Genomic DNA, 21,954 nt, shown 5'->3' with positions numbered 1-21,954 from the left:
CCCCTGCGGGGGGGGGGTCTGCCGGCGCTGTTTTGGGACCTGCGCGCCGCCTATGTGTTGGGCCGGGGGGGGGGGGGGGCCCCCCCCCCCCCGCGCCGCCCCCCCCCCCCCCGCCCCCGCCCCCCCGGGCCCCCGCCCCCCCCCGGGCCCGACGCCCCCGCCCTGGAGCTACACCCGCTCCGACGAGTCGGTGATCCACGTCGACATCTCGGGTGATCCCACGAGGACCAGCCTGGCCCTCCGACAGCCGCCCGGTGCGGGCGCCGACGGCTCCTGAGCGGGCATGCGAGCGGTCCGGGCGCCGCGCGGGCCCCGGCCGGGCCGGCACCCCGCGCGGCCCGCGCCGCGCCGGGCCCGACCGGCGGCACCGCGCCCGGTCCGGGCCCCGCGCCAGCGGGCCCGCTCAGCCGGCCACGTACTCCCGCAGGTGCTCGGCGGTCAGGGTCTCGCCCTTGGTGACCAGGTCGGTGGGGGTGCCCTCGAAGATGACCCGGCCGCCGTCGTGGCCGCCGCCGGGGCCGAGGTCGACGAGCCAGTCGGCGTGGGCCATCACCGCCTGGTGGTGCTCGATGACCACGACCGTGTTGCCCGCGTCCACCAACTGGTCGAGCAGGGCCAGGAGTTTGTCCACGTCGGCCAGGTGCAGTCCGGTCGTCGGCTCGTCCAGGACGTACGTGGAGGACTTCTCCGCCATGTGGATGGCCAGCTTCAGCCGCTGGCGCTCGCCGCCCGAGAGGGTGTTGAGGGGCTGGCCGAGGCGCAGGTAGCCCAGGCCCACGTCGCTGAGGCGACCGAGGACGGTGTGCGCCTGCCCGGTGGGGAAGAACGCGTACGCCTCGGTCACCGACATGCCCAGCACCTCGCTGATGTTCCTCTCCCGCAGGGTGTACGTCAGCACCTCGGGCGTGAACCGCTTGCCCTCGCACTCCTCGCAGGTCGAGGCCACGCCGGCCATCATGGCCAGGTCGGTGTAGACCAGCCCCAGGCCGTTGCAGTTCGGGCAGGCGCCCTCGGAGTTGGCGCTGAACAGGGCCGGCTTGACGCCGTTGGCCTTAGCGAAGGCGGTACGGATCGGGCCCAGCAGGCCGGTGTAGGTGGCCGGGTTGGAGCGGCGCGAACCCCGGATGGGCGACTGGTCGGCCACGACCACGCCCTCCCGGCCGCTCAGGTACCCGTGGATCAGCGAGCTCTTCCCGGACCCGGCGACGCCGGTGACCACCGTGAGCACGCCCTCCGGAAGGTCCACGTCCACGTTCCTCAGGTTGTGCGCGTCGGCCCCACGGATCGCCAGCCAGCCACGCGGCTCGCGCACCCGCTCGCGCAGCCGGGCCCGGTGCCCCAGGTGCCGGCCGGTGAGCGTGTCGGAGGCGCGCAGGCCGGGCACGTCGCCCGCGTAGCAGAGCCGGCCGCCCTCGGAACCCGCGCCGGGTCCCAGGTCCACGACGTGGTCGGCGATGGCGATGACCTCGGGTTTGTGCTCGACGACCAGGACGGTGTTGCCCTTGTCGCGCAGTCGTAGCAGGAGGTCGTTCATGCGGCGGATGTCGTGGGGGTGCAGGCCCACGGTCGGTTCGTCGAAGACGTAGGTGACGTCGGTGAGGCTGGAGCCCAGGTGGCGGACCATCTTCACGCGTTGGGCCTCGCCGCCGGACAGGGTGCCCGAGGCGCGGTCCAGGCTGAGGTAACCCAGGCCGATCTCGACCAGGGAGTCCAGGAGTTCGCGCAGGGCGGTGACGATCGGGCCGACGGAGACGTCGTCGATGCCGCGTACGAACGCGGCCAGGTCGCTGATCTGCATCGCCGAGCACGCGGCGATGTTGACGCCGTCGATGACGCTGGACAGCGCGGCGGTGTTGAGCCGGGCGCCCCCGCAGTCCGGGCAGGCGGCGAAGACGACGGCCCGATCCACGAAGGCCCGCAGGTGGGCCTGCATCGACTCGCGGTCCTTGCTGAGGTAGACCCGCTGCACCTTGGTCACCAGGCCCTCGTAGGTGAGGTTGTTGGACCCGACCTTGATCTTGGTGCTCGGCTTGTGGAGGAAGTCCGCCCACTGGGTCTCGGTGAAGTCGCGCAGCCGGGTGTCCGGGTCGTAGAGCCCGGAGTGCGCCATGACCTGCCAGTACCAGGAGTCCACGGCGAACCCGGGCACCGTGATCGCGCCCTCGTTGAGCGACTTGTCGCGGTCCACCAACTGGTCGACGTCGATCTCCGAGACCTCGCCGACGCCCTCGCACCGGGTGCACATGCCCTCGGCGACGTTGAAGCTGAACGCGCTGGAGGTGCCGATGTGCGGGGTGCCCAGGCGGCTGTAGACGATGCGCAGCATCGTGTACGCGTCGGTCGCGGTTCCCACCGTGGAACGGGAGTTGGCGCCCATCCGCTCCTGGTCCACGACGATCGCGGCGCTCAGGTTGTGCAGCGCGTCCACGTCCGGGCGGCCCAGGCTCGGCATGAACGACTGCACGAACGCCGTGTACGTCTCGTTGATCAGCCGCTGCGACTCGGCCGCGATCGTCCCGAAGACCAGCGAGGACTTGCCCGAGCCGGAGACGCCGGTGAACACCGACAGCCGTCGCTTGGGTATGTCGAGCGAGACGTCGCGCAGGTTGTTCTCCCGGGCCCCGCGCACCTGGATCACGGCGTGCTGATCGGCCGCGGTGGTGGCGGTGGCCGCCGCGGCCGCCGCCCCGTCCCCGGTGCGGGCCGGGCCGCTCGTCGTGCTCGCCCGTGCCACGGGCGAGACGGGCGAGGCGAACGGGTTGGGCGAGGCGGGCGGCGGGACAGCGGGCATGGCGAAGCTCCTTGACTGCCGGGTCGGCGACAGGACGGCACCGGGCACGGCGGGAAGAAAGGCGGGACGGTGCGCAGACATTACCCCCTCCGGCAATGGATCGGGAGTTTTTCTTTTCCTCTCGACAGCGGTCGAGCGGGCGGATTTCGCTTGCCGGAACGTACGCTATCGCCTGTCGGAATTACGGACCTGAATTTCGTCCCGAGGACTGTTACTGACCTCGATGTGGTGGAGAATGGGGCGCACGGGTCCGTGGCACGTACGCCGCGAACCGACCGCGATCCGCACCGTCTTGAACTGCGCTTCGTGCCCGCTGCCGGCCGGAACGGGCGTGCGGGCGGCCCGGCCGAGGGGGCGCCGGGGAGTCGGTTCGCGTTCCGTGCGGAAATTCCGGTGCGGGGTGCGGAAGCGGGTCGTATTTCGGTCGGAACACGCGGCCGAAACGCGGTACGGGGAGGGTCTCGGACGTCGCCGCGGGGAATCCGCGCGGGCCGCGTCGGAGTGTCGCGGAATGCGGGGTTCCCGGCGCGTTCTCCCCGCGCGGAACGGACCGGGACTGACTAGCGTGAGAAAACTGGGAGCCGCCGGGCCGCGCGGGCCGGCGCAGCGAGCGAGAGGACGTGAGGGCCATGACCGCCTACCCGGAGGGCACCCCGTGTTGGGCCGACGCGATGTTCGCCGACCTCGACGGCGCCAAGCGGTTCTACGGTGACGTGCTCGGCTGGACCTTCGGCGAGCGCGCCACGGAGTTCGGCGCGTACACGCAGGCGTACGCGGACGGCCAGGCCGTCGCCGCCGTCGTCCCGCCCATGCCCGGCGACCCGGCGCACTCCGCGTGGTGCCTGTACTTCGCCTCCGACGACGCCGAGGCCACCGCCGCCACCATCCGCGAGCACGGGGGCGAGGTCGTGATGGGTCCGATGCGCGTCGGCGACTTCGGCACGATGGTGCTCGCCCGCGACCCCGCCGGGGTGGCCTTCGGGGTCTGGCAGGCCGGCCGGCACGAGGGGTTCGAACGGCGGGGCGAGCCCGGCGCGTTCTGCTGGGCCGAGGTCTTCACCCGCCAACCGGAGCGCTCCGACGCCTTCTTCGGCGCCGTCTTCCCCTACCGGGCGCAGCGCGTCGACGACGACCAGATGGACTTCAGGGTCCTGAGCCTGGACGCGGGGCCGGTGCTCGGCCGGATGGGGATGGGCGAGGACTTCCCGGCCGAGGTGCCCGCGCACATCCAGGTCTACTTCGCGGTGGACGACTGCGACGCCGCCGTCGCCCGGGCCACCGCGAGCGGCGGGCAGGCGCACTTCGGCCCCCAGGACACCCCCTTCGGCCGGTTCGCGGCTCTGGTCGACCCGCAGGGCGCCGCGTTCGCCGTCATCGACGTGCACACGACGGTGGGCGAGATGCCGAGGATGACCGACGTGGCGTGAGCCGGCCCGGCGCGGCGCCCCGCGATGCCGGGCGGCGCCCCGCGCGGCGGGTGACGGGTTCAGGGCGTGGCCGGGTTGCGGGCGGTGGCCTTGGCGAACGTGTAGTGGAACGTGCCGCCGTCCTCGGCCGTTCGGCGCAGGTCGGCCATGCCCCGCTCCCAGTCCGCCAGCTCGGTCAGGCCCGCCGCGAGCGCCTCGTCGCGCACCGACTCGATCATGGGGATGAACGTGTCGCGGGTGAAGCCCGCCGCCAGGTGGGGCCGGGTCGCGTCGGCGTAGACCGTGCGCGGCCGGACGGCGACGTCGGCGTACCCGGCGGCGGTCAGCAGCGGCTGGAGCGCGCGGCCGGTCAGCGCGTTGCCGCCGCCGGCCGCCTGGAGCGCGACCTGGTGCCCGATGACGGCGCGCGCGGGCGCGCTGTCGGGGTGGAAGTACGCCGAGCCGTGGTCGCCCTCGATCACGGTCAGCCCGCCCCCGGGGCGCAGCACCCGGCGCAGCCCGACCAGGGCCCGGACCGGGTCCCGCAGGTGTTCCAGGACGAAGCAGACGAAGACGTGGTCGAAGGACGCGTCGGCGAAGGGCAGCGCGAACAGGTCCGCCCGCTGCCACCCGACCCGGGCCCCGGGCGCGTGGGCCGCCACGCGCGCGCGGGCCTGCGCGAGGGAGGCGGCGTCCCGGTCCACCGCCACCAGGCGCGCCCCCGGGCTGGCGCGCACCAGGTGCACGGTCTGCGCGCCGACCCCGCAGCCGACCTCCAGGACCCGGCTGCCGGCCGGGTAGACCGTGCCGTCGTGCAGCAGCGCGGCGAGCGTGTCGGCCTGGTCCCCCAACCGCCGCGCCTCCCGCTGCGAGTAGCCGTGCACGTAGTGGCTCCGGCCGGGCTCACCGGGGGCGGGGTCGGCGGGCGCGGTGCGGCCGGCCGGCGCGCGTACGGCCCGGTCGGGGGCGGCGTGGTCGCGTACGGAGCGGTCGCGTACGGCGTGGTCGGTCGCGGTCGGTGGGTCGGGCGGGGGTGCGGGGGGTGTGGCGGGCGCGGGGTCGGTCGGGTGGGGCGGCGGTGCGGTGTCCATGGGGTCAGCCTGCCGTTCGCGGTGGCCCGCTGCCCAGCCTCGCGCGGGCGGAAAAGGGCCGGGGGGCGTGGGTCGGGCGGGGCGGTTCAGCGGACGATGACCACCACGGACGCGGTGATCCCGATCGTCACGATGACGCCGCGCAGCACGGTCGGCGGCAGCTTGCGGCCGACGCGGGCGCCGATCAGGCCGCCGACGATGGCGCCGGAGGCGACCACGGCCGCCGCCGTCCAGGAGACGTCGGCGACGACGATGAAGACGACGGCGGCCACGCCGTTGACGACGGAACCGAGCACGTTCTTCACGGCGTTCAGGCGTTGCAGGTCCTCGTCCAGGAAGACGCCGAAGATCGCCATCATCAACACGCCCTGGGCCGCGCCGAAGTACCCGCCGTACACGCCCGTGCCCAGGATGCCGCACCACACCGGCAGGCCGCCGTCCTGGTGGCGCGGGCCGTCCTTGCGCCCGCTCAGCCAGCGGTTGAGGCGCGGTTGGAGGATGACGAGGACGCAGGCGGTCAGGATGAGGACGGGCAGCACCGCGTCGAAGGCCGACGCGGGCAGCTTGAGCAGCAGCAGCGCGCCGGTCAGCCCGCCGATCAGCGAGGCGAGCGCGAACCGCAGCACCCGCCGCCGCTGGCCGCGCAACTCACGCCGGTAGCCGTACGCGGCGCTGATCGAGCCGGGCACCAGGCCGATGTTGTTGGAGACGTTGGCGACCACGGGCGGGTAGCCGAACGCCAACAGGGTGGGGAAGGTGATGAGGGTGCCGGAGCCGACGACCGCGTTCATCCCACCGGCCACGACTCCGGCGGCCCCGATGGCCACCGCCTCAAGCGCCTCCACGGCTCACCCTCCGATCGCTGCGGCACCGGAGGGTCCGGCTCGCGACGGGCGCCGGTGCGGCCGGGCCCCCAAAGATCGTCAACCGTGGTGAAAGCCCACGTCAATCCCCGACATCGCTTGTGGGTACCCCAGCGCGAGCTTGGCCCGGGGCGGGCGCGCGCCCCGGGGCCGGGCCCAGCCGACGTTCCCGGTGGCGGCCCGGCGGCGGCCCGCGGCGTGGGTCAGTCGGCGCTCGCGGCGGCGGGCGTCCGCCCGGGGCGGCGGGCCAGGGCGCGGGCCGCGGGCACGCTGGCGGTCGCGGCCCGCGCGTAGTGGGCCAACTGCCGGGTGAGGCCGTCGACCTGGGCGGAGAGCGCGTCGAACTCGATCATCTCGGCGGGCGTCCACGGGCCGCTCTTGGCGCGCAGTCGCTCGGCGTGCGCCTTGGCCACCAACGTCGCGTCGATGGCGGCGATCGCGGCGTGCAGCGGGGCCAGCACGTCGCCGGGCGCCTGGCCCAGCAACACGTCGAGCTGCTCGGACGTCGGCAGCGCGGGCACCTGGTGGTCGGCCCAGCGGTTGCCCCACAGCCGGTGGCGCCGCGCGTCGGGCTGCCCGTCCTCGTAGACCGTCACCGCGCCACGCGCGTCCCGCCCGATGCGCACGCCGCTGCGCACGGCCAGGTCGGTGACCATCTCGCGCAGCCCGTCCCCGTTGTCGCGCATGTGCGCGCCCAGCTCGATGAGCTGGCGGGAGTGGTCGGAGATCTTCGGCAGCTGGGCCAGGTCGTCGTCGTCCATGGCGACCATCGGGTTGGCGGCCACCATGCGCATCTCGTGCGGCCAGGCGTGGCAGGCGGCCGTGACCAGGGCGACCGTCGCCGCGTCGGCCCACCAGGAGACGAAGGCGCGCGCGGCCTCCCGGTGCCCGCTCGCGGTGCGCGCCGCGAGCTGGGAGCGCACCGACGCCAGGGCCGCCGCCGGCGCGAACACGCCGCGCCCCGCCGCCCGGTCGCGCTCCACCCACTCCTCGTCGGCGTCGGTCAGCTCCGTCATCCGCCGCTCCGCCGCCTCGGACTCGGCCAGTACCTGGCCGGCGGCGGAGGCGAGCTCGGCCAGCAGCGCGTCCACGTCGCGGGGGGAGAGCGCGCCCGGCGCGCGGGTGGCCGCCTCGGTGCGCCGGTCGTCTTGCGGGGCGGGACCTTGCACGGGAAGCACCTCCGGTCAGCGGAACCAGCCACCAGGTTCACCGACGCGCCAAGCTAGGCCCCACCGCCCGGCGACGGCGCCGCAACCAGGCGGCCATCACCCGTACGGGGGAAGCGCCCGAGGGGGTCGGACCGGGGCGCGTACGGTGCGGCCGTCCGCCGTCCGCCGTCCCCTGTCCGCGTCCACCGTCCCCGGTCCCGGCCAGCCCGCCCGGCGCGGGTCCGGGCCGCCCCGCCTGGCCTTGGCCCCGGCCGGCTCGTCCGACCTCGGCCCCGGCCGCCCACCCCGGTCGCGCCGCGCCCGCCCCCCGGTCGCCATCCGCGCGCCGGAGCGGGGCCGAGGCCCGGCTCCGGCGGGGCTCCCGGGCCGGCGTTCAGTCCAGCCCGACCAGGCCCAGGTACTCCTCGTTCCAGAGGTCCTCGGCCGCCTCCGGCAGCAGCAGGACGCGGTCCGGGCGCAGGGCGGCGATGGCGTCCTCGTCGTGGGTGACCATGACGATCGCGCCTGGGTAGGTGCCGACGGCGCCGAGCACCTCGTCCCGGGAGGCCGGGTCGAGGTTGTTCGTCGGCTCGTCCAGGAGCAGGACGTTCGCGCCGGAGTGCACCAGACCGGCCAGCGCGAGCCGGGTCCGCTCGCCGCCGGACAGGACACCGGCGGGCTTGTCCGCGTCGTCCCCGCCGAACAGGAAGGAGCCCAGCACCCGTCGCACCTCGCCGTCGGTGAGCCCCGGCGCGGCGCCGGCCAGGTTCTCCCGCACGGTGCGGCCGGTGTCCAGCGTGTCGTGCTCCTGCGCGAAGTAGCCCAGGCGCAGCCCCGGGCCGGCCACCACCCGGCCGGCGTCGGGTCGCTCGTGGCCGGCGAGCAGCCGCAACAGGGTCGTCTTGCCGGCCCCGTTGTGGCCCAGGACGACCAGCCGGCTGCCCCGGTCCACGGCCAGGTCCACCCCGTCGAGCACCGGGCGGCCCCCGTACGCCTTGGCCAGGCTGACCGCGCCGAGCGGCATCCGGCCACACGGGACGGGCTCCGGCAGCCGGAACCTGGCCACCTTCTCGCGCCGCCGGGCCGGCTCCAGGTCGGCGAGCATCCGGTCGGCGCGGCGGGCCATGTTCTTCGCGGCCACGGCGGTGGCGGACCGGGCCCGCATCTTGTCGGCCTGCGCGTGCAGTGAGGCCGCCTTCCGCTCGGCGTTCGCCCGCTCCCGGCCCGCCCGCCGCTCGTGCGCGGCCCGCTGGGCGAGATAGGTGTGCCAGCCGGTGTTGTGCGCGGTCAGCGTGGCGGTGCCCGGGTCCAGGTGGAAGACCCGGTTGACGGTGTCGGCGATGAGCTCGGTGTCATGGCTGACCAGGACGAGGCCGCCCCGGTGCGCCGCGAGGAAGGCGCGCAGCCAGCCGCGCGAGTCGGCGTCCAGGTGGTTGGTCGGCTCGTCGAGCAGCAGCGTGCCCCGCCCGGCGAACAGGACGCGGGCCAGCTCGACGCGGCGCCGCTGGCCACCGGAGAGCTCGCCGACGGGCCGGCCCATGGCGTCCTCGGGCAGTCCGAGACCGGCCGCGACCCGGGCGGCCTCGGCCTCGGCGGCGTACCCGCCACGGGACTGGAACTCGGCCTCGGCGCGGACGTACGCGGCCATCGCCCCGCGCTGCGCGGGGCCGCCCGCCGCCCCCGCCATGGCCGTCTCGGCGGCCCGCAGCGCGGCCACGGCCCGGTCCAGGTCACGGGCGGAGAGCACCCGGTCGGTGACGGTGGCCGTGGGGTCGGCGGCACGGGGGTCCTGTGGGAGGTAGCCGACCGGGCCGGTGTGGGTGACGGTGCCGACGGCCGGCCTGACCCGGCCGGCCAGCAGCGACAACAGCGTGGACTTGCCCGCGCCGTTACGGCCGACCAGGCCGACGCGGTCGCCGGGGGCGATGTGAAAGGAGAGGTCGGACAGCAGCAGGCGGGCACCCGCCCGCACGTCGAGACCGCGAACAGTGATCACGAGAGAACGCTCCGGATAAGCGAGAGGACACACGGGTGGCGTGGAAGCGTGTGCCTGAGCTAGGAGATCCGGGGCGTGGACATGCCCGCCACGCTAGGCGCCCGGCCGCCGGAGCGCACCCGGGTTTCGGCTGGCCCCACGTCCGGCCCCCACGGCCCTCACCGTCCGGCCCTCACCGTTCGGCCGGCGTGGCCGCCGTCCCCGGCCGGGTGGGCGTGGTCGGGGGCAGGGCGCGGGCCAGGGCCGCCACCAGGGCGCACAGGGCGGCGGTGGTGAGGAACGCGCGGCGGTAGCCGGTGACCGGGTCGGTGGCCGTGCCGGCCACGCTGACCAGGGCGGCCAGCCCGAACGTGCCACCCACCTGACGGGCCGCGTTCAGCAGGCCCGAGGCCGCGCCCGCCGCTCCCGGGGCGACGCCGGAGGTGACGGTGGTGGTGACCGGGGTGATCAGCAGGCCCATCCCGGCGGACATCACCACGGCGGGGCCGAGCAGCCCGCTCACGTAGCCGCTGTGCGCCCCCAGCGCGCTCTGCCACAGGAAGCCGCTCGCGGCGAGCAGAGCGCTCAGCGCGATCAGCGCGCGGGCGCCCACGCGCCGCATGGCCAGCGGGGCGAGTCGGGCCGCCACCACGCCGACCAGCGCGTGCGGCAGGAACCCCAGTCCGGTGGCGAGCGCGCCGTAGCCGAGCACGTCCTGCATGTACAGCGAGAGGAAGTACCACATCGGGATGAAGCACGCCCCCGCCAGCAGCATCACCGCGTTGCCCACCCGCACCGCGCGGGCGCGCACCAGCGCGCGCGGGATCAGCGCGTCGGCGGCCCGGGACTCCACCCACCACAGCCCGGCCAGCGCCAGCGCCCCGCCCAGCAGGCCGGCCACCGTGGCCGGGCCCGTCCAGCCGTCCCGCTCGGCCCGCGTCACGCCGTACACCAGGCCCGTCACACCGGCGGTGGCCAGCACCGCGCCCGGTACGTCCAGGCGCGTGGCCGCCGCGCGGACGCGGTCGGCCGGCAGCAGGCGTACCGCGAGCAGGCCCGTGGCCAGCCCGATCGGCGCGTTGACCAGCAGCGTCCAGCGCCAGGACAGCGACTGGGTGAGCACCCCGCCGACGAGGTTGCCGGCCGCGCCGCCGGCCGCGCTGACCGCCGTCCAGGTGGCCAGCGCTCGGGTGCGGGCCGGGCCGTCGGCGAAGGTGGTGGTCAGGATGGTCAGCGTGGCCGGCGCCAGCACGGCCGCGCCCAGCCCCTGGAGGCCGCGCATGGCGATCAGCACGCCCGGCGCGTCGGCCAGCCCCCCGGCCAGGCTGGCCAGCGCGAACAGCGCGAGGCCGCAGAGGAAGACCCGCCGCCTGCCGTACACGTCGGCCAGCCGACCGCCGAGCAGCAGCAGGCCGGCGAAGGCCAGGGCGTACGCGCCGACCACCCACTGGAGGGCGACCGCGTCGAACCCGAGCGACTCCTTGATCGAGGGCAGCGCGACGTTCACCACCGAGACGTCCAGGACGACCATGAACTGCGCCGCGCAGGCCAGCGCGAGCACGGCACCCGGTCCGCCCTCGGCCGGCCCGGCGCGCTCCCCACCGCCGGGGGTGCCCCGGTCGGCGGGGGTTCGGGACGGGTCGTGCGCCTCGTGCCCGGCCATGGCACCGCCTCCCCAGTTTTATGGTACGGCGGTACCATAAAGGTTCCGGGGCCCGTTGGGGAGCGGGCCCGAGTCAGCGGGCAGGGGGCCGGCGCATGCCGAGGACCGTCGATCACGCCGAGCGCCGGGCGCACATCAGCGCCGCGCTGACGCGCGTCGCCGCGCGCACCGGACTGCACGCGGTGACCCTGCGCGCGGTCGCGGCCGAGGCCGGCGTCTCGCTGCGGCTGGTGCAGTACTACTTCGAGACCAAGGCCGGGCTCGTCCACGCGACCCTGGGCGACCTGGAGCGGCAGAGCCGGCGGCGCTGGTCGGGCCGGCTGGCCGGGCTGCCGAGCCCGGTCACGGCGCGGGCGTTCACCGAGGCGTTCTGCGCCGAGGCGCTGCCCATCGACGAGCCCAGCCGCGCCTTCCACCTGCTCTGGACCTCGTACGCGGTGCTCGCGATGACCGACCCGGAGCTGGCCGCCCGCCCCTTCGTGGCCGGCCCCGACCGGCTGGAGGCCGACCTCGCGGCCGCGCTCACCGCGGCCCGGACCGCCGGCGAACTGCGCCCCGACGCCGACCCCGCGACCGAGGCGGCCCGCCTGCTGGCCCTCAGCCACGGCCTGGGCACCAGCGTCCTGGTCGGCCAGCGTCCGCCCGAGGCCGCGCGGGCGGTCCTGCGCCACCACCTCGCGGAGCTGTTCCGCCCGGCCCCGACTCCGGACGGGACCACGGCGTAGGGCGCGGCCGGTGGGTAGGGCCGGTGGGTACGGCGGGGGTGCCCGGCGGGGTCGCGCCGGGGAGGGAGCACCGGGGGGCGGGGCCGGGAGGTGTCCGGTATACGTCGTGGTGGGGGGATCGCCCGCCCGTCGCCGGAGGATGACGTCAATGGCCCTGCACGAAGCCAAGGACCCGCACGCGGACGACCCGTTCGCCGACGTGTTCGCGTCGCCGCTGAGCTCGCACGTGCTGCCCAAGCACCGGATGCCGCGGGACCACGCGCCGCCCGAGGTGGTCTACGAACTGCTGCACAACGAACTGCTCCTGGACGGCAACGCGGCACAGAACCTGGCGACGTTCTGCACCACCTGGTCCGAGGACCAGGTGCACCGGCTGATGAACGAGTGCCTCGACAAGAACATGATCGACAAGGACGAGTACCCGCAGACCGCCGAGATCGAGGCGCGCTGCGTGAACATCCTGGCCGACCTGTGGCACGCGCCGACCGGCGGCGGAGGCGAGGACGAGGACGAGGAGGCCGCCGGGGCGCGCGCCAGCGGTGGCGTGGGCCCGCGCGGCGCGGTCGGCTGCTCGACCACCGGGTCCAGCGAGGCCGCGATGCTCGGCGGGCTGGCGCTCAAGTGGCGCTGGCGCGCGCGCCGGCAGGCACGCGGCGAGTCCACCGACCGCCCCAACCTTGTCGCCGGACCCGTACAGATCTGCTGGGAGAAGTTCGCCCGCTACTTCGACGTCGAGCTGCGCCAGGTGCCGCTGGAGCCGGGCGCGACGGGGCTGCGGGCGCACCAGCTCGCGGCGTACGTGGACGAGAACACGATCGGCGTCGTCGCGATCCTCGGCGTCACGTTCACGTGCGACTACGAACCGGTCGCCGAGATCGCCGCCGAACTGGACCGGATCGAGGCCGAGCGGGGCTGGGACGTGCCCGTCCACGTGGACGCCGCCAGCGGCGGGTTCGTCGCGCCCTTCCTCCAGCCGGACCTGGTCTGGGACTTCCGCCTGGCACGGGTCGCCTCGATCAACGCCTCCGGGCACAAGTACGGGCTGGCGCCGCTGGGCGTGGGCTGGGCGCTCTGGCGCGACGCCGACGCGCTCCCGGCCGACCTGGTCTTCCAGGTCGACTACCTCGGCGGGAACATCCCCACCTTCGCCCTCAACTTCTCCCGCCCCGGCGGCGAGGTCATCGCCCAGTACTACGCCTTCCTGCGGCTGGGCCGGGCCGGCTACCGCCGCGTCCAGCAGGCGTGCGCGGACACCGCGCGCTACCTGGCGGACCAGGTACGCGAGATGGGCCCCTTCACCCTCCTGTACACGGGCGAGGGCGCGCTGCCCGCCGTCGCGTACACCCTCACCGACCCGCGCGGATCGGCCTTCAGCCTCTACGACCTCTCCGACCAGCTCCGCATGCGCGGCTGGCAGGTCCCCGCCTACCCGCTGCCCGCCGACCGGCACGAGACCGTCATCCAGCGGGTGTTGGTCCGGCACGGCGTCGGCCGGGACGAGATCGCCCTGCTCGTGGCGGACATGCGCCGCTGCCTGCACCGGCTGACCACCGGCGCGCCCACGGACGCGGAGCGCACCGCCTTCCACCACTGAGCCCCGGGCCGATCCGGTGCGGCCCGGGGGCGGAGCGGGTGCGGGGGCGCGCCGCCACGGCGGGGGCCCCGCCACCGCCCCGGGCCGCCGTCGCTACGCCACGGACCCGCGCCGTCCGGATTCGCGCCGCCCGGCCCACGGGCGCCCGGCCCACGGGCGCCCGCCAGCGGTCCACGGACCCGCGCCCCGGCGCCGCGCCCCGGCCGGCGGGTCGCGGGCGCGGGCGCCCGGCGCGGCCAGGCGGCGCCACCTGGGTCGCCGGTGTTCGCCCGGTCCCGTCACAGCGGTACGCCGTCGGCACTCTGGCGTCCCAACGCCCCCCGCCTTACCTTGACCGCGGTGGGAAACCCCCATCGAACGACTTGCCATGTCCACGCCCGATGACCTCAGACAGTGCTCAGACATCGAGGTGAGTCTTGTTCCTCCACCGCTCGCACGCGCGCCGCGCGCCCCGCTCCCGGCGCGCCCGTAGCGTCTCGTGTACGCCCCGCGCCGCCCGCCTGGCCCACATATCCCGCGTCCCCCGCCTCCGCTCCGGGCCGGTGGCGCCCGACGCCTCGCGGCCACGGCCGGCCCGGCGCGCGCGGCGCGTCGGCCTGCTGGCCCTGGTGATCGGCGTGTTGGCCGCGCTGGCCGTCGCCCCCGCCGGCGCCTCGCCGGACTCCGGGCCCGCGCACCGCCCCCCGCTCGCCACCCCGATCGATCCGCAGAACTGGCGCAACCCGGACGACATGACCTGGGCCGACTACCGCTCGGTCCCCGGTACCGACTGGGCCAACCCGGACCTGGAGCCCACCGACCGCACCTTCAAGGGCGCCCTGGTCCTGCTCGACTACCCCGACGAGGGCTTCTCGGTCAGCCAGCCCGCGGGCAAGGCCAAGTTCGGCAACCCGACGCCCGACGCGGCGAACGTGCCGCGCGCGAAACTGCCCCAGTTCTACGAGGACTTCCTGAACAAGCCGGGCAAGCTCAACCGGGGCCACACCATCAACGAGTACTGGATGGAGGACTCCGGCGGCCGGGTCGGCGTGGACCTGACGGCCTTCGGCGTCTACCGACTCCCCTACAAGTCACACCAGTACGGCATCGAGCCGGGCATGAACCCCGGCGCCTGCCCGGTGGGCGACACCTGCGGCAAGGACATCCGCGCCGACGGCAAGCGCGCCTGGACCAAGGACGTGGGCCCCGACAAGCCCAAGGAGTTCGACTTCGTCTTCTTCCTGACCGCGGGCGTCGACGAGTCGGCGGCCTGGCAGGAGTTCGGCCAGATGAGGTTCGCCGACCCCACGAGCGTGCCCCGGCAGTGGGGCCCGCCCACGCCCACCGCCGACAAGAGCAACGCGGCCAGCACCCGGTACGTGCCCTGGACCTCCTGGCAGGCCGCCGCCCGCATCTGGCCCAACGCCGCCGACGGCTCCAGCACCCAGGCCGAGAGCTCGGGCATGGCCGTCTTCGCCCACGAACTCAGCCACATCCTCGGCATCGCCGACAACTACAACAACCCGTACGGCAAGCCGCTGAGCCGCTCGTACACCGGTATCTGGGGCATGCTCTCGCGCGGCTCGTTCAACGGGCCCGGCGGTCCGCACACCCGCTGGCGCACCCCGGCCACCGCCGGCGCCTCGATGGGCGCCCACCACGTGCTGCGCGACAAGCTCAAGCTCGGCATCGTGGACGCCAAGGACGTGCTGCGGCTGGACCGCGACGCCCTGAAGGACTCGGGCCCGGTCGTCGCCCGGGTCACCGCGCGCTCGGCCCCGCCCGGCGAGAAGGCGCTGACCGGCGTCAACATCACCATGGGCCGCGACCTGTCGCCCACCTGCGACCGCGCGACCGACCCGCTGTGCGACGGCGGCGGCTACCAGAACTACACCGTCGAGGTCGTCGACCGGATGGGCATGGACTCCTTCACGCCCGACAACGGCGTCCTGCTCAGCAAGACGAAGAACGCCGACCGGGCGCCCTTCGCCTGGGTGGTCGACGCGCACCCCGAGGACATCGACATGGTCGACTTCACGCGCCCCGACGGCACCCAGCAGAAGATCACCATGGGCGACTACCGGCAGCTCAGCGACGCCCTCTTCCACGCGGGCGCCGACTCGGGCAGCTCGTACGAGTACGTCGACAAGGCCAACCGGCTGCACTTCTACATCGTCGACATCGAGCGCGACGCCGCCGGCGTCCTCTCCTACACCGTCGGCGTGCGCTCGCTGGACGGCTCCGGGCGCCAGGCCCGCGGGCTCGACCTCGACCGTGGCACCGCCCAGGGCCGGCCCGGCAAGGAGCGCGCCCAGTGCGTCTTCCCGCTGACCAACACCGGGGCGGGGGCGCCGGCCTCCGGTGACCGGGCCGGGGACCTCGCCCCCTACCTGGACTCGGACCTCTACCGGCTCTCGGCCAAGGCGTCCGGCCGTGGCTGGTCCGCCTGGCTGCCCAACCGCCTGGCCACCGCCAAGGCCGGCACCACGGTGCCGGTGGACGTGGCCGTGACCGCGCGCCCCGGCGCCGAGCAGCGCGGCCGGATCACCCTCACCGCCCGCTCCGAGAGCGACCCGAGCAAGACCGTCCAGGCGACCTGCGCCCTGCGCAAGTCCGGGAAGTAACCACCCCCGTCCCCGCCCCCGTTCCCGCTCTCGGCGCGCCACGCCCGGCGCCCGGGGCGGGGCGGCCTCCACCCCGGGCCGGCGCCGACCGGTCCGACACCCACTGCCGGCCGGCCCCCGACGCGCCCGCGTCGGGGGCCGGCCGTCGTCGTACGCCACCGGGTGCCGTCGTACGCGGCCGGCGCGTGCCGCCGTACGGGGATCGACGCGCGCCGTCGTGCGCGGCGGCGACGGGGCCGAGACCGGCATGGGGGCGGGTACGGGGCAGATCGGGTGGGCGCGCGGGCGGGGGCGCGCGGTGCGGACCCCCGTGCCGGCGGGCCGACTTACGGGGTGGCGCCCGTCCCGGGCCGACTCGGCGCCGGGCTCCCGGGCGGGCCGGGGCCCTACGGGGACGGGGGCGGGTCCGTTGTCGCGGCCGGGTCCGGGTCCGCAGCCGCAGCCGCAGCCGCAGCCGTTGCCGTTGCCGCTGCCGGGGTCGGGGTCGAGCCCGGGGCCGGGGCGAGGGGCGGCGCCTGGCGGGTGGTGGCGAGGCGGTGGGCCAGTTCGGAGAGGCCGAGCGCGAGCAGGGCCAGCCCCGCGGCGATGAACCCGAGGCTGTCCGCGCCGCCGAGCGCGACACCGAGCCCGCCGACACCGCCGGCCAACGCGATCGCCAGGTACAGGATCGACGCGTGCAGCGAGACCAACACCGCCGCCAACGCGGGGTTCAGGCCGATCAGCCGGTGTTGCTGCGGCGCGCTCATGCTGAACCCCGCCACCGCCAGCACCCCCACGTACCCGACCGAGGCCGGGTACGAGTGCGTGACCAGCGGCAACGCGAGCATGCAGGCCGCCACCCAGACCAGGCACAGGGCCACCACCCGCCGACCGCCGAGCCGGTCGGTCAGCGCCCCCGCCGCGTAACTGCCCACGATGGCCACCGTCCCGAAGGTGAACAGCAGCACGGCCACCCGGCCGCCGGCGCCGCCCGTGGCGGGCTCGAAGACCTCGGCGACGTAGGTGTAGAGGACGTACACCGAGGTGAAGGCCACCATCGTGGTGCCCAGCGTGCTCACCACGCGCACGTCGGCCAGCGGGGCCAGCCGGCGGCGCAGGCCCTCCGGCGGCGGCGCGTCGATCACGCGCGGCACCAGGACCAGCAGCCCCACGATCCCGACGGCCGCCAGCCCCGCGACGAACCACATCGTGGCCCGCCACCCGAAGCCGCTGCCCAGCGCGGTGCCGATCGGCGCGCCGAAGGCCGTCGCCGCGGTGAAGCCGGTGAGGACGACGGCGATGGCCCGGCCCCGCCGCTCGGGCGGCACCAGCGCCGCGGCCGTGGCCGCCGCCACCGGCACGAACAGCCCGGTGCCCGCGGCCGCGACCGTCTGCGCCACCAGCAGCAGGCCGAAGGTCGGCGCGAGCGCCGCGCCGACCGTGCCCACCAGGTAGACGCACGCCGCGCACAGCAATGTCACCCGGCGCGACCACGCCGCCGTGACCGTCGCCAGGACGGGCCCGAGGATCGCGCAGGCCAACGCGTACACCGTGACCACCTGGCCGGCCGTCGGCAGCGAGACGTCCAACGAGCCGGTGAGCCGTGGCAGCATGCCGGCCAGGACGAACTCGTTGGTGGCCACGGCGAGGACACCGAATCCCAGCAGCGGGACGGTCACCGTGGAGGTCCTTTCGGACGGCGGGCCCTTCGACACTGACATCGCCTTTTCCCTTCTCCCGCACAGGCCTTTCACGGCAACTGTGCAATTCCCTGAAAGCGGGTCGCCGTAGTGCGCCCGCGCCTGAATGCCGTTCACCGGCAATACGCTCCACCGCCCTGTTAGGCTGAACTCCCATGGAGATAAGGCAGTTGGAATACCTGGTGGCCGTGGTGGAGGAAAAGAGCTTCACCAGGGCGGCTGCCCTCCTGCATGTCGCGCAGCCGGGCGTGAGCACCCAGATCCGCCAACTCGAACGGGAACTCCGACAGCCCCTCCTGGACCGTTCCGGGCGCACCGTGCGGCTGACCGAGGTCGGGGCGGCCGTCATGCCGTTCGCCCGCGCCGCGCTGGCCGCCGTGGCCGGCGTCCGACAGGCCGTGGACGAACACGTGGGGCTGCTGCGCGGCCGGGTCTCGCTCGGCGTGGTCACCTCGTCGGCGACCGCCCACGACATGCCCCGCCTGCTCGCCGACTTCCACGCCCGTCACCCGGCCATCGAGATCACGCTCGCCGAGGCCACCTCCGACCGCCTGCTGAGCGGGTTGCGGGACGGTCAGTTCGACGCGGTGGTCTTCGCCCCCTCCGCGACCCCGCCACCGGAGGTGGACTCGCTCACCGTCGCCGACGAACCCCTGGTCGCCGCCGTCAGCCCGCGCCACCGGCTCGCCGACCGCGCCAGCCTGCGCCTGGTCGAGCTGCGGGACGAACCGCTGGTCACCTTCCACCACAGCGTCGGCGCCCGCGTCACCCTGGAAGCCGGCTGCGCCGAGGCCGGCTTCGCACCGCGCGTCGCCTTCGAGGCCAGCGACCCCCAGGTGCTGGCCGAACTCGCCGCCCACGGGCTGGGCGTCGCGATCCTGCCCGCGCCCTACGCCGCCGCCCGCGCGGCCACCCTGCGCACCATCGCCCTCACCGAGCCCGACCTGCGGGCCGGCCTGGCCTTCGGCTGGCGCGCCGGTGGCCCGACCGACCCGGCGGCCCGCGCGTTCGTCCAGCACCTACGCGACGCCCTCACCCCACCCGTCCCGGCCCCCACCGCGCCCGCCGCCACCCCGCGCCCCACCTGAACCACCGCCCGCCCGCCGAGCCGTGGACACGCCCGTCGCGCGACCCCGCCCACGCCGCCGCCCCGCCGCACGCCAGCCCGTACCGCCACCCACGGCCCCACGCCCGCGCCGCCACCCGCGCGCCCACCGCCCGCACCCGCCCTCCACGCCACCGCCTCGCCGCGCCGCTCGCCGCGCGGCGCTACAGCAGGAAGCTCACCGGTCGCGGGTCCTGGCCCAGCAGCGCGCGCCCGTACATCTCCTCCGGGACGCCCACGCCGAACGCCGCGTGCCGGCTGCCGACACCGATGTCCCGCCAGATCCGCTGGAGCGGGCTGGCCTCCGCGAAGGCCGCCGCGCCGTGCGCGTCCAGCAGGGTCTCGACCGCCTCGCGGCACGCGCGGGCCGCCCGCGCCGCGTCCGCCCGCACCCGGGCCCGCGCGGCGAGGTCGGGCGGCGCGCCCCGCTCGGCGAGCTCGTCGGAGACCCGGGCCATCCGGTCGGCGTGGAAGTGCGCCGTGTCGAGCGTGCCGGCGGCTTCGGCGAGGGCGAGCTGGAAGGGGACCGACTCGCCGCGCCGGCCGTACCGGGACGCGGCGACCCCCCGGCCCGGCGCCGCCTCCCGTACGTGCTCCAACGCCGCCCGCGCCGCCCCGAGCAGGGACCCCACCAGCGAGGTCAGCAGGACGCCGGCGATGCCACCACGCCGCCCGGCGGCCCCGCGCGCGCCCGACGGCGCCCCGTCGAGGGCCGTGGCGAGCGGCAGCAACCGGTGCTCGGGCACGAACACGTCCTCGGCCCGCACCGTGCCGCTGCCGGTGCCGCGCATCCCGACCACCCGCCAGGTGTCCACCACGCTCACCTCGTGCGCCGGCAGCAACGCCAACCGGACGTCCGACCCGTCAGGGGCGCCCGGCCGCGGGACCGCCACCACGGCCGCGTCGCAGTGCGCCGAGCCGGAGGCGTACGCCCACCGCCCGCTCACCCGCAGCCCGCCGGGGGCGGGTTCGGCCGTCGCGGTCGGCGCCAGCACGAGCGCCACGGCCGCGTCGGGCCGGCGCGCCCACACCTCCTCCTGGGCCCGCGCGGGAAAGAGCCCGGTGGCGGCGTTCCCGGCGTTCAGCACGCCCACCACCCAGGCCGCCGAGGCACAGCCGCGGCCCAGTTCGCTCGTCACCGCCAACAGCGTGCGCGCGTCGGCCGCGTGCCCGCCCCAGCGTTTCGGTGTCATCACCCGGAAAAGCCCCGCGTCCCTGAGCGCGGAAACCGTCGAAAGGCTGAGTCGGCGTTCCCGGTCCGCCTCGGCGGAATCCTCCGCGAGCCGCTTTCGTAAAGTCGCCGCCGTGCGCGCCAATTCCGCACACGGGGTGTCGTTCTCCATCGCGGGAGCCTCCTGTCGAAGGGCGCCGCACCCGGGTCGGGCGCGCCACCGAAATCGTGTCCCGACCCGGCCGGAAAGGCCAATAAAAAGCAGGTATGCCTCCCATACGGGCCACGCATGACCCCGCCGCCCCGCCCGGCCCCCCGCACGTCGCGCGCCACCCCCGCGCACCCGCCGCGCGCCGCCCGGCCCCGCTCCCGTGGCGGGGGTCACCGACAGCGCGCGGGGTGGCCGGATAAGGTCCGCCCAGGCGCGGCCCGCCACCGATGAGGCCGCACGGCGAGGGGGCGGCGTGCGACCAAGGGTCTACGGACATGTGCTGCGCGCGCTGTCCTGCGCGCTGATGGCCTGGTTCGTGTGGGTGGCGTGGTACGCCTCCAGCCACGAGGCGTCCGCCGTGGAGTGGACCTGCGACGGCACCGGGAGCTGCGCCAGCGACCAGTTCGCCGCCGGCTCCGCGCTCCTGGGCACCTTCGCCGCCGTGGCCCTCGGCTTCCTCGCCGCCCGGTTCCTGCGCCGTGCCAGCGGCGGCGTGGTCCTCGTCCTCTGCGCGCTGGCCTGCGTCAGCGGCTGGCACGACGCCGTGGCCGAGGGCCAGGTCGACTACGACTCCCGGACCGACTTCCACGTCATGCTGCCCATCACCGGGTTCACCGTCTCCGACTGGCTGACCATCCTGTGGTCCGCCACCGGCCTGGGCTGCCTGTTGGCCTGGTGGGGCGCGGCGGTCAGCGTCCGGCGCACCGCCGCGCTGCGCCGCCTGACCCGCCGCTACGCCACGGCCGCGGCCACCCTCACCGGCTGGGAGCGGCTGAGCGGCGCGTACGGTGAGGTCACCGTCTCCTTCCACGACGCGCACGGCGTCCCGCACCAGGTGCGGGCCGTCACCGAACAGATCGCGCTGCGCCGCCCCGTGCTGGCCGTGTACGACCCGCGCGACCCCGACGACCCACGGCGCACCCGCGTCGCCATCGCCCCCCGCGACCGCCGGATCTTCTCGTGACCGCCGGCCCCGCGCGCGGCCCGCGCCGCTATCTGGCTCCCCACCTGCTGCTCGGCATCGCGCTGACCGGCGTGGTCTTCGCGGCCCTGGGGCACGGCGCCCTCTTCGGCCCGCGCTGGCTCCTGCTCGTCGGCCTGGTCGCCGGCTCCCTCACGCTGGCCGCCTTCGGCGCCCTCGCGGAACGGGACACGACCCGGGACGCGGCCTGGCCACTGCGCTCGGAGGGCCCGCGCGCGTACGCCCCCGCCCTCGTGCACGGGGTGCGCGCGGTGAGCCGGGTCGACGGTCGTCCCGCCGCCGACCCGCACGCCCAGAGCAGCGTCTTCGAGTTCGACCTGACCGTGGTGCCCCCCGAGGGCCGTCCCCCGTACCGTGTCCGCGTCCGCAACCCGGTCGACGTCCAGGACCTGCTGCACCGGGACCGGGCCGTGGTCCAGTACGACCCGGGCCAGCCCTGGCGCGTCATCATCCCCAGCAACCCGCCCGCCGAGTGGCGCGCCCGCGCGGCCCGGCTGGACCCCGCCCACCTCGCCTCCGCCCGCCAGCTCCACCCCGCCGGCCTCCCCCCGGCCGCCCCCATCCTGGCCCTCGGCCTCACGGCAGCCGCCGCGTTCCTCGCCCTCGTCCGCCTCGCGGGCTGAACGGGGCGGGCGCCCGCGCGCGGCGGACGTAGAGGCTTCCCGGGGCGACCCCGGCACAGCCCTTCGCGCGACGCGGGGCCGGCGGCGCGGAGGCGGGCCCGCCCCGGCCCGCGTACGCCACCGCCGGCGCGCGCCCGGTGACCGTCGGGGCGCGGGGCGGCGGACGGCTGTCGGGGAGCGGCCGTCGGGGCGCGGGGCGGGCGCGCGGAGCGGTGCGACGGCGCCCGCCCGTGGTCGCGGGGCGCCCCGGCGGGGGGGAGGGCCCCGCCGCCCCGAAGACCTCGGGGTTGCCCCGTGTGGGGATGGTGTGCGTGGAGGGGGAGA

General features: G+C 75.8%; 15 protein-coding genes. 7 read left to right on the top strand and 8 right to left on the bottom strand.

What is annotated here, in order from left to right; translation table 11 throughout:
* Positions 1 to 403: 403 nt before the first annotated feature.
* Positions 404 to 2,791, bottom strand: coding sequence for an ATP-binding cassette domain-containing protein (locus tag ACFVFR_RS23210; protein ID WP_383704724.1), 2,388 nt, complete (start codon positions 2,789 to 2,791; stop codon positions 404 to 406).
* A 629-nt stretch (positions 2,792 to 3,420) separates the two neighbouring features.
* Here ACFVFR_RS23210 and ACFVFR_RS23205 point away from each other — a divergent pair.
* Positions 3,421 to 4,218 carry a VOC family protein gene (locus tag ACFVFR_RS23205; RefSeq protein WP_383704721.1) on the top strand — a complete coding sequence of 266 codons (798 nt, stop codon included), beginning with the start codon at positions 3,421 to 3,423 and terminating at the stop codon, positions 4,216 to 4,218.
* A 59-nt stretch (positions 4,219 to 4,277) separates the two neighbouring features.
* Here ACFVFR_RS23205 and ACFVFR_RS23200 read toward each other — a convergent pair whose 3' ends face one another.
* From ACFVFR_RS23200 to ACFVFR_RS23180, 5 genes are all read right to left on the bottom strand, one after another.
* Positions 4,278 to 5,288, bottom strand: a complete 1,011-nt coding sequence (locus ACFVFR_RS23200) for a methyltransferase domain-containing protein (RefSeq protein WP_383704718.1) — start codon at positions 5,286 to 5,288, stop codon at positions 4,278 to 4,280.
* An 86-nt stretch (positions 5,289 to 5,374) separates the two neighbouring features.
* Positions 5,375 to 6,133: a sulfite exporter TauE/SafE family protein gene (locus ACFVFR_RS23195; RefSeq protein ID WP_383704715.1), complete on the bottom strand. Its 759-nt coding sequence runs from the start codon at positions 6,131 to 6,133 to the stop codon at positions 5,375 to 5,377.
* A gap of 221 nt (positions 6,134 to 6,354) precedes the next feature.
* Positions 6,355 to 7,320 (bottom strand): hypothetical protein, encoded by a 966-nt coding sequence (locus ACFVFR_RS23190; RefSeq protein WP_383704712.1) that lies wholly within the window; start codon positions 7,318 to 7,320, stop codon positions 6,355 to 6,357.
* 373 nt (positions 7,321 to 7,693) lie between these two features.
* Complete coding sequence (locus ACFVFR_RS23185; RefSeq protein ID WP_383704709.1) at positions 7,694 to 9,295, bottom strand: ABC-F family ATP-binding cassette domain-containing protein; 1,602 nt, start codon at positions 9,293 to 9,295, stop codon at positions 7,694 to 7,696.
* 172 nt (positions 9,296 to 9,467) lie between these two features.
* Positions 9,468 to 10,937 (bottom strand): MFS transporter, encoded by a 1,470-nt coding sequence (locus ACFVFR_RS23180; RefSeq protein ID WP_383704707.1) that lies wholly within the window; start codon positions 10,935 to 10,937, stop codon positions 9,468 to 9,470.
* Positions 10,938 to 11,032: 95 nt separating this feature from the next.
* Between ACFVFR_RS23180 and ACFVFR_RS23175 the strand changes: the two genes are divergently transcribed.
* From ACFVFR_RS23175 to ACFVFR_RS23165, 3 genes are all read left to right on the top strand, one after another.
* On the top strand, positions 11,033 to 11,662 hold the full coding sequence (locus ACFVFR_RS23175) for a TetR/AcrR family transcriptional regulator (protein ID WP_383704705.1): 630 nt from the start codon (positions 11,033 to 11,035) through the stop codon (positions 11,660 to 11,662).
* A 148-nt stretch (positions 11,663 to 11,810) separates the two neighbouring features.
* Positions 11,811 to 13,256: a glutamate decarboxylase gene (locus ACFVFR_RS23170; RefSeq protein ID WP_383704703.1), complete on the top strand. Its 1,446-nt coding sequence runs from the start codon at positions 11,811 to 11,813 to the stop codon at positions 13,254 to 13,256.
* A 542-nt stretch (positions 13,257 to 13,798) separates the two neighbouring features.
* Positions 13,799 to 15,859 carry a M6 family metalloprotease domain-containing protein gene (locus ACFVFR_RS23165; RefSeq protein WP_383704701.1) on the top strand — a complete coding sequence of 687 codons (2,061 nt, stop codon included), beginning with the start codon at positions 13,799 to 13,801 and terminating at the stop codon, positions 15,857 to 15,859.
* 386 nt (positions 15,860 to 16,245) lie between these two features.
* On the opposite strand, the gene ACFVFR_RS23160 is transcribed toward ACFVFR_RS23165, so the two are convergent.
* A complete protein-coding gene (locus ACFVFR_RS23160; RefSeq protein ID WP_383704699.1) occupies positions 16,246 to 17,559 on the bottom strand; it encodes an MFS transporter in 1,314 nt (437 codons plus the stop codon).
* A 134-nt stretch (positions 17,560 to 17,693) separates the two neighbouring features.
* Between ACFVFR_RS23160 and ACFVFR_RS23155 the strand changes: the two genes are divergently transcribed.
* Complete coding sequence (locus tag ACFVFR_RS23155) at positions 17,694 to 18,626, top strand: LysR family transcriptional regulator (RefSeq protein WP_383704697.1); 933 nt, start codon at positions 17,694 to 17,696, stop codon at positions 18,624 to 18,626.
* A gap of 181 nt (positions 18,627 to 18,807) precedes the next feature.
* On the opposite strand, the gene ACFVFR_RS23150 is transcribed toward ACFVFR_RS23155, so the two are convergent.
* The gene (locus tag ACFVFR_RS23150) at positions 18,808 to 19,986 is read right to left on the bottom strand and encodes an acyl-CoA dehydrogenase family protein (RefSeq protein ID WP_383704695.1); all 1,179 of its coding nucleotides are present in this window, start codon (positions 19,984 to 19,986) and stop codon (positions 18,808 to 18,810) included.
* A 292-nt stretch (positions 19,987 to 20,278) separates the two neighbouring features.
* On the opposite strand from ACFVFR_RS23150, the gene ACFVFR_RS23145 reads away from it, so the two are divergent.
* Positions 20,279 to 20,989 (top strand): hypothetical protein, encoded by a 711-nt coding sequence (locus tag ACFVFR_RS23145; RefSeq protein WP_383704693.1) that lies wholly within the window; start codon positions 20,279 to 20,281, stop codon positions 20,987 to 20,989.
* The gene (locus ACFVFR_RS23140) at positions 20,986 to 21,630 is read left to right on the top strand and encodes a hypothetical protein (protein WP_383704691.1); all 645 of its coding nucleotides are present in this window, start codon (positions 20,986 to 20,988) and stop codon (positions 21,628 to 21,630) included. The genes ACFVFR_RS23145 and ACFVFR_RS23140 overlap by 4 nt, the downstream gene beginning before the upstream one ends.
* The last annotated feature ends 324 nt before the right edge of the window (positions 21,631 to 21,954 follow it).

Origin of the sequence: Streptomyces sp. NPDC057702 (assembly GCF_042799315.1) — a bacterium.
GTDB lineage: Bacteria > Actinomycetota > Actinomycetes > Streptomycetales > Streptomycetaceae > Streptomyces.
Note: the sequence above shows the minus strand (reverse complement) of the source record. Positions and strands in the feature narration are given on the sequence as shown.

What these genes read in the sequence shown, in the direction of transcription:
- ACFVFR_RS23210 (WP_383704724.1), bottom strand. Translation starts at nt 2,791, where the DNA reads ATGCCCGCTGTCCCGCCGCCCGCCTCGCCCAACCCGTTCGCCTCGCCC.
- ACFVFR_RS23205 (WP_383704721.1), top strand. Translation starts at nt 3,421, where the DNA reads ATGACCGCCTACCCGGAGGGCACCCCGTGTTGGGCCGACGCGATGTTC.
- ACFVFR_RS23200 (WP_383704718.1), bottom strand. Translation starts at nt 5,288, where the DNA reads ATGGACACCGCACCGCCGCCCCACCCGACCGACCCCGCGCCCGCCACA.
- ACFVFR_RS23180 (WP_383704707.1), bottom strand. Translation starts at nt 10,937, where the DNA reads ATGGCCGGGCACGAGGCGCACGACCCGTCCCGAACCCCCGCCGACCGG.
- ACFVFR_RS23175 (WP_383704705.1), top strand. Translation starts at nt 11,033, where the DNA reads ATGCCGAGGACCGTCGATCACGCCGAGCGCCGGGCGCACATCAGCGCC.
- ACFVFR_RS23170 (WP_383704703.1), top strand. Translation starts at nt 11,811, where the DNA reads ATGGCCCTGCACGAAGCCAAGGACCCGCACGCGGACGACCCGTTCGCC.
- ACFVFR_RS23160 (WP_383704699.1), bottom strand. Translation starts at nt 17,559, where the DNA reads ATGTCAGTGTCGAAGGGCCCGCCGTCCGAAAGGACCTCCACGGTGACC.
- ACFVFR_RS23155 (WP_383704697.1), top strand. Translation starts at nt 17,694, where the DNA reads ATGGAGATAAGGCAGTTGGAATACCTGGTGGCCGTGGTGGAGGAAAAG.
- ACFVFR_RS23150 (WP_383704695.1), bottom strand. Translation starts at nt 19,986, where the DNA reads ATGGAGAACGACACCCCGTGTGCGGAATTGGCGCGCACGGCGGCGACT.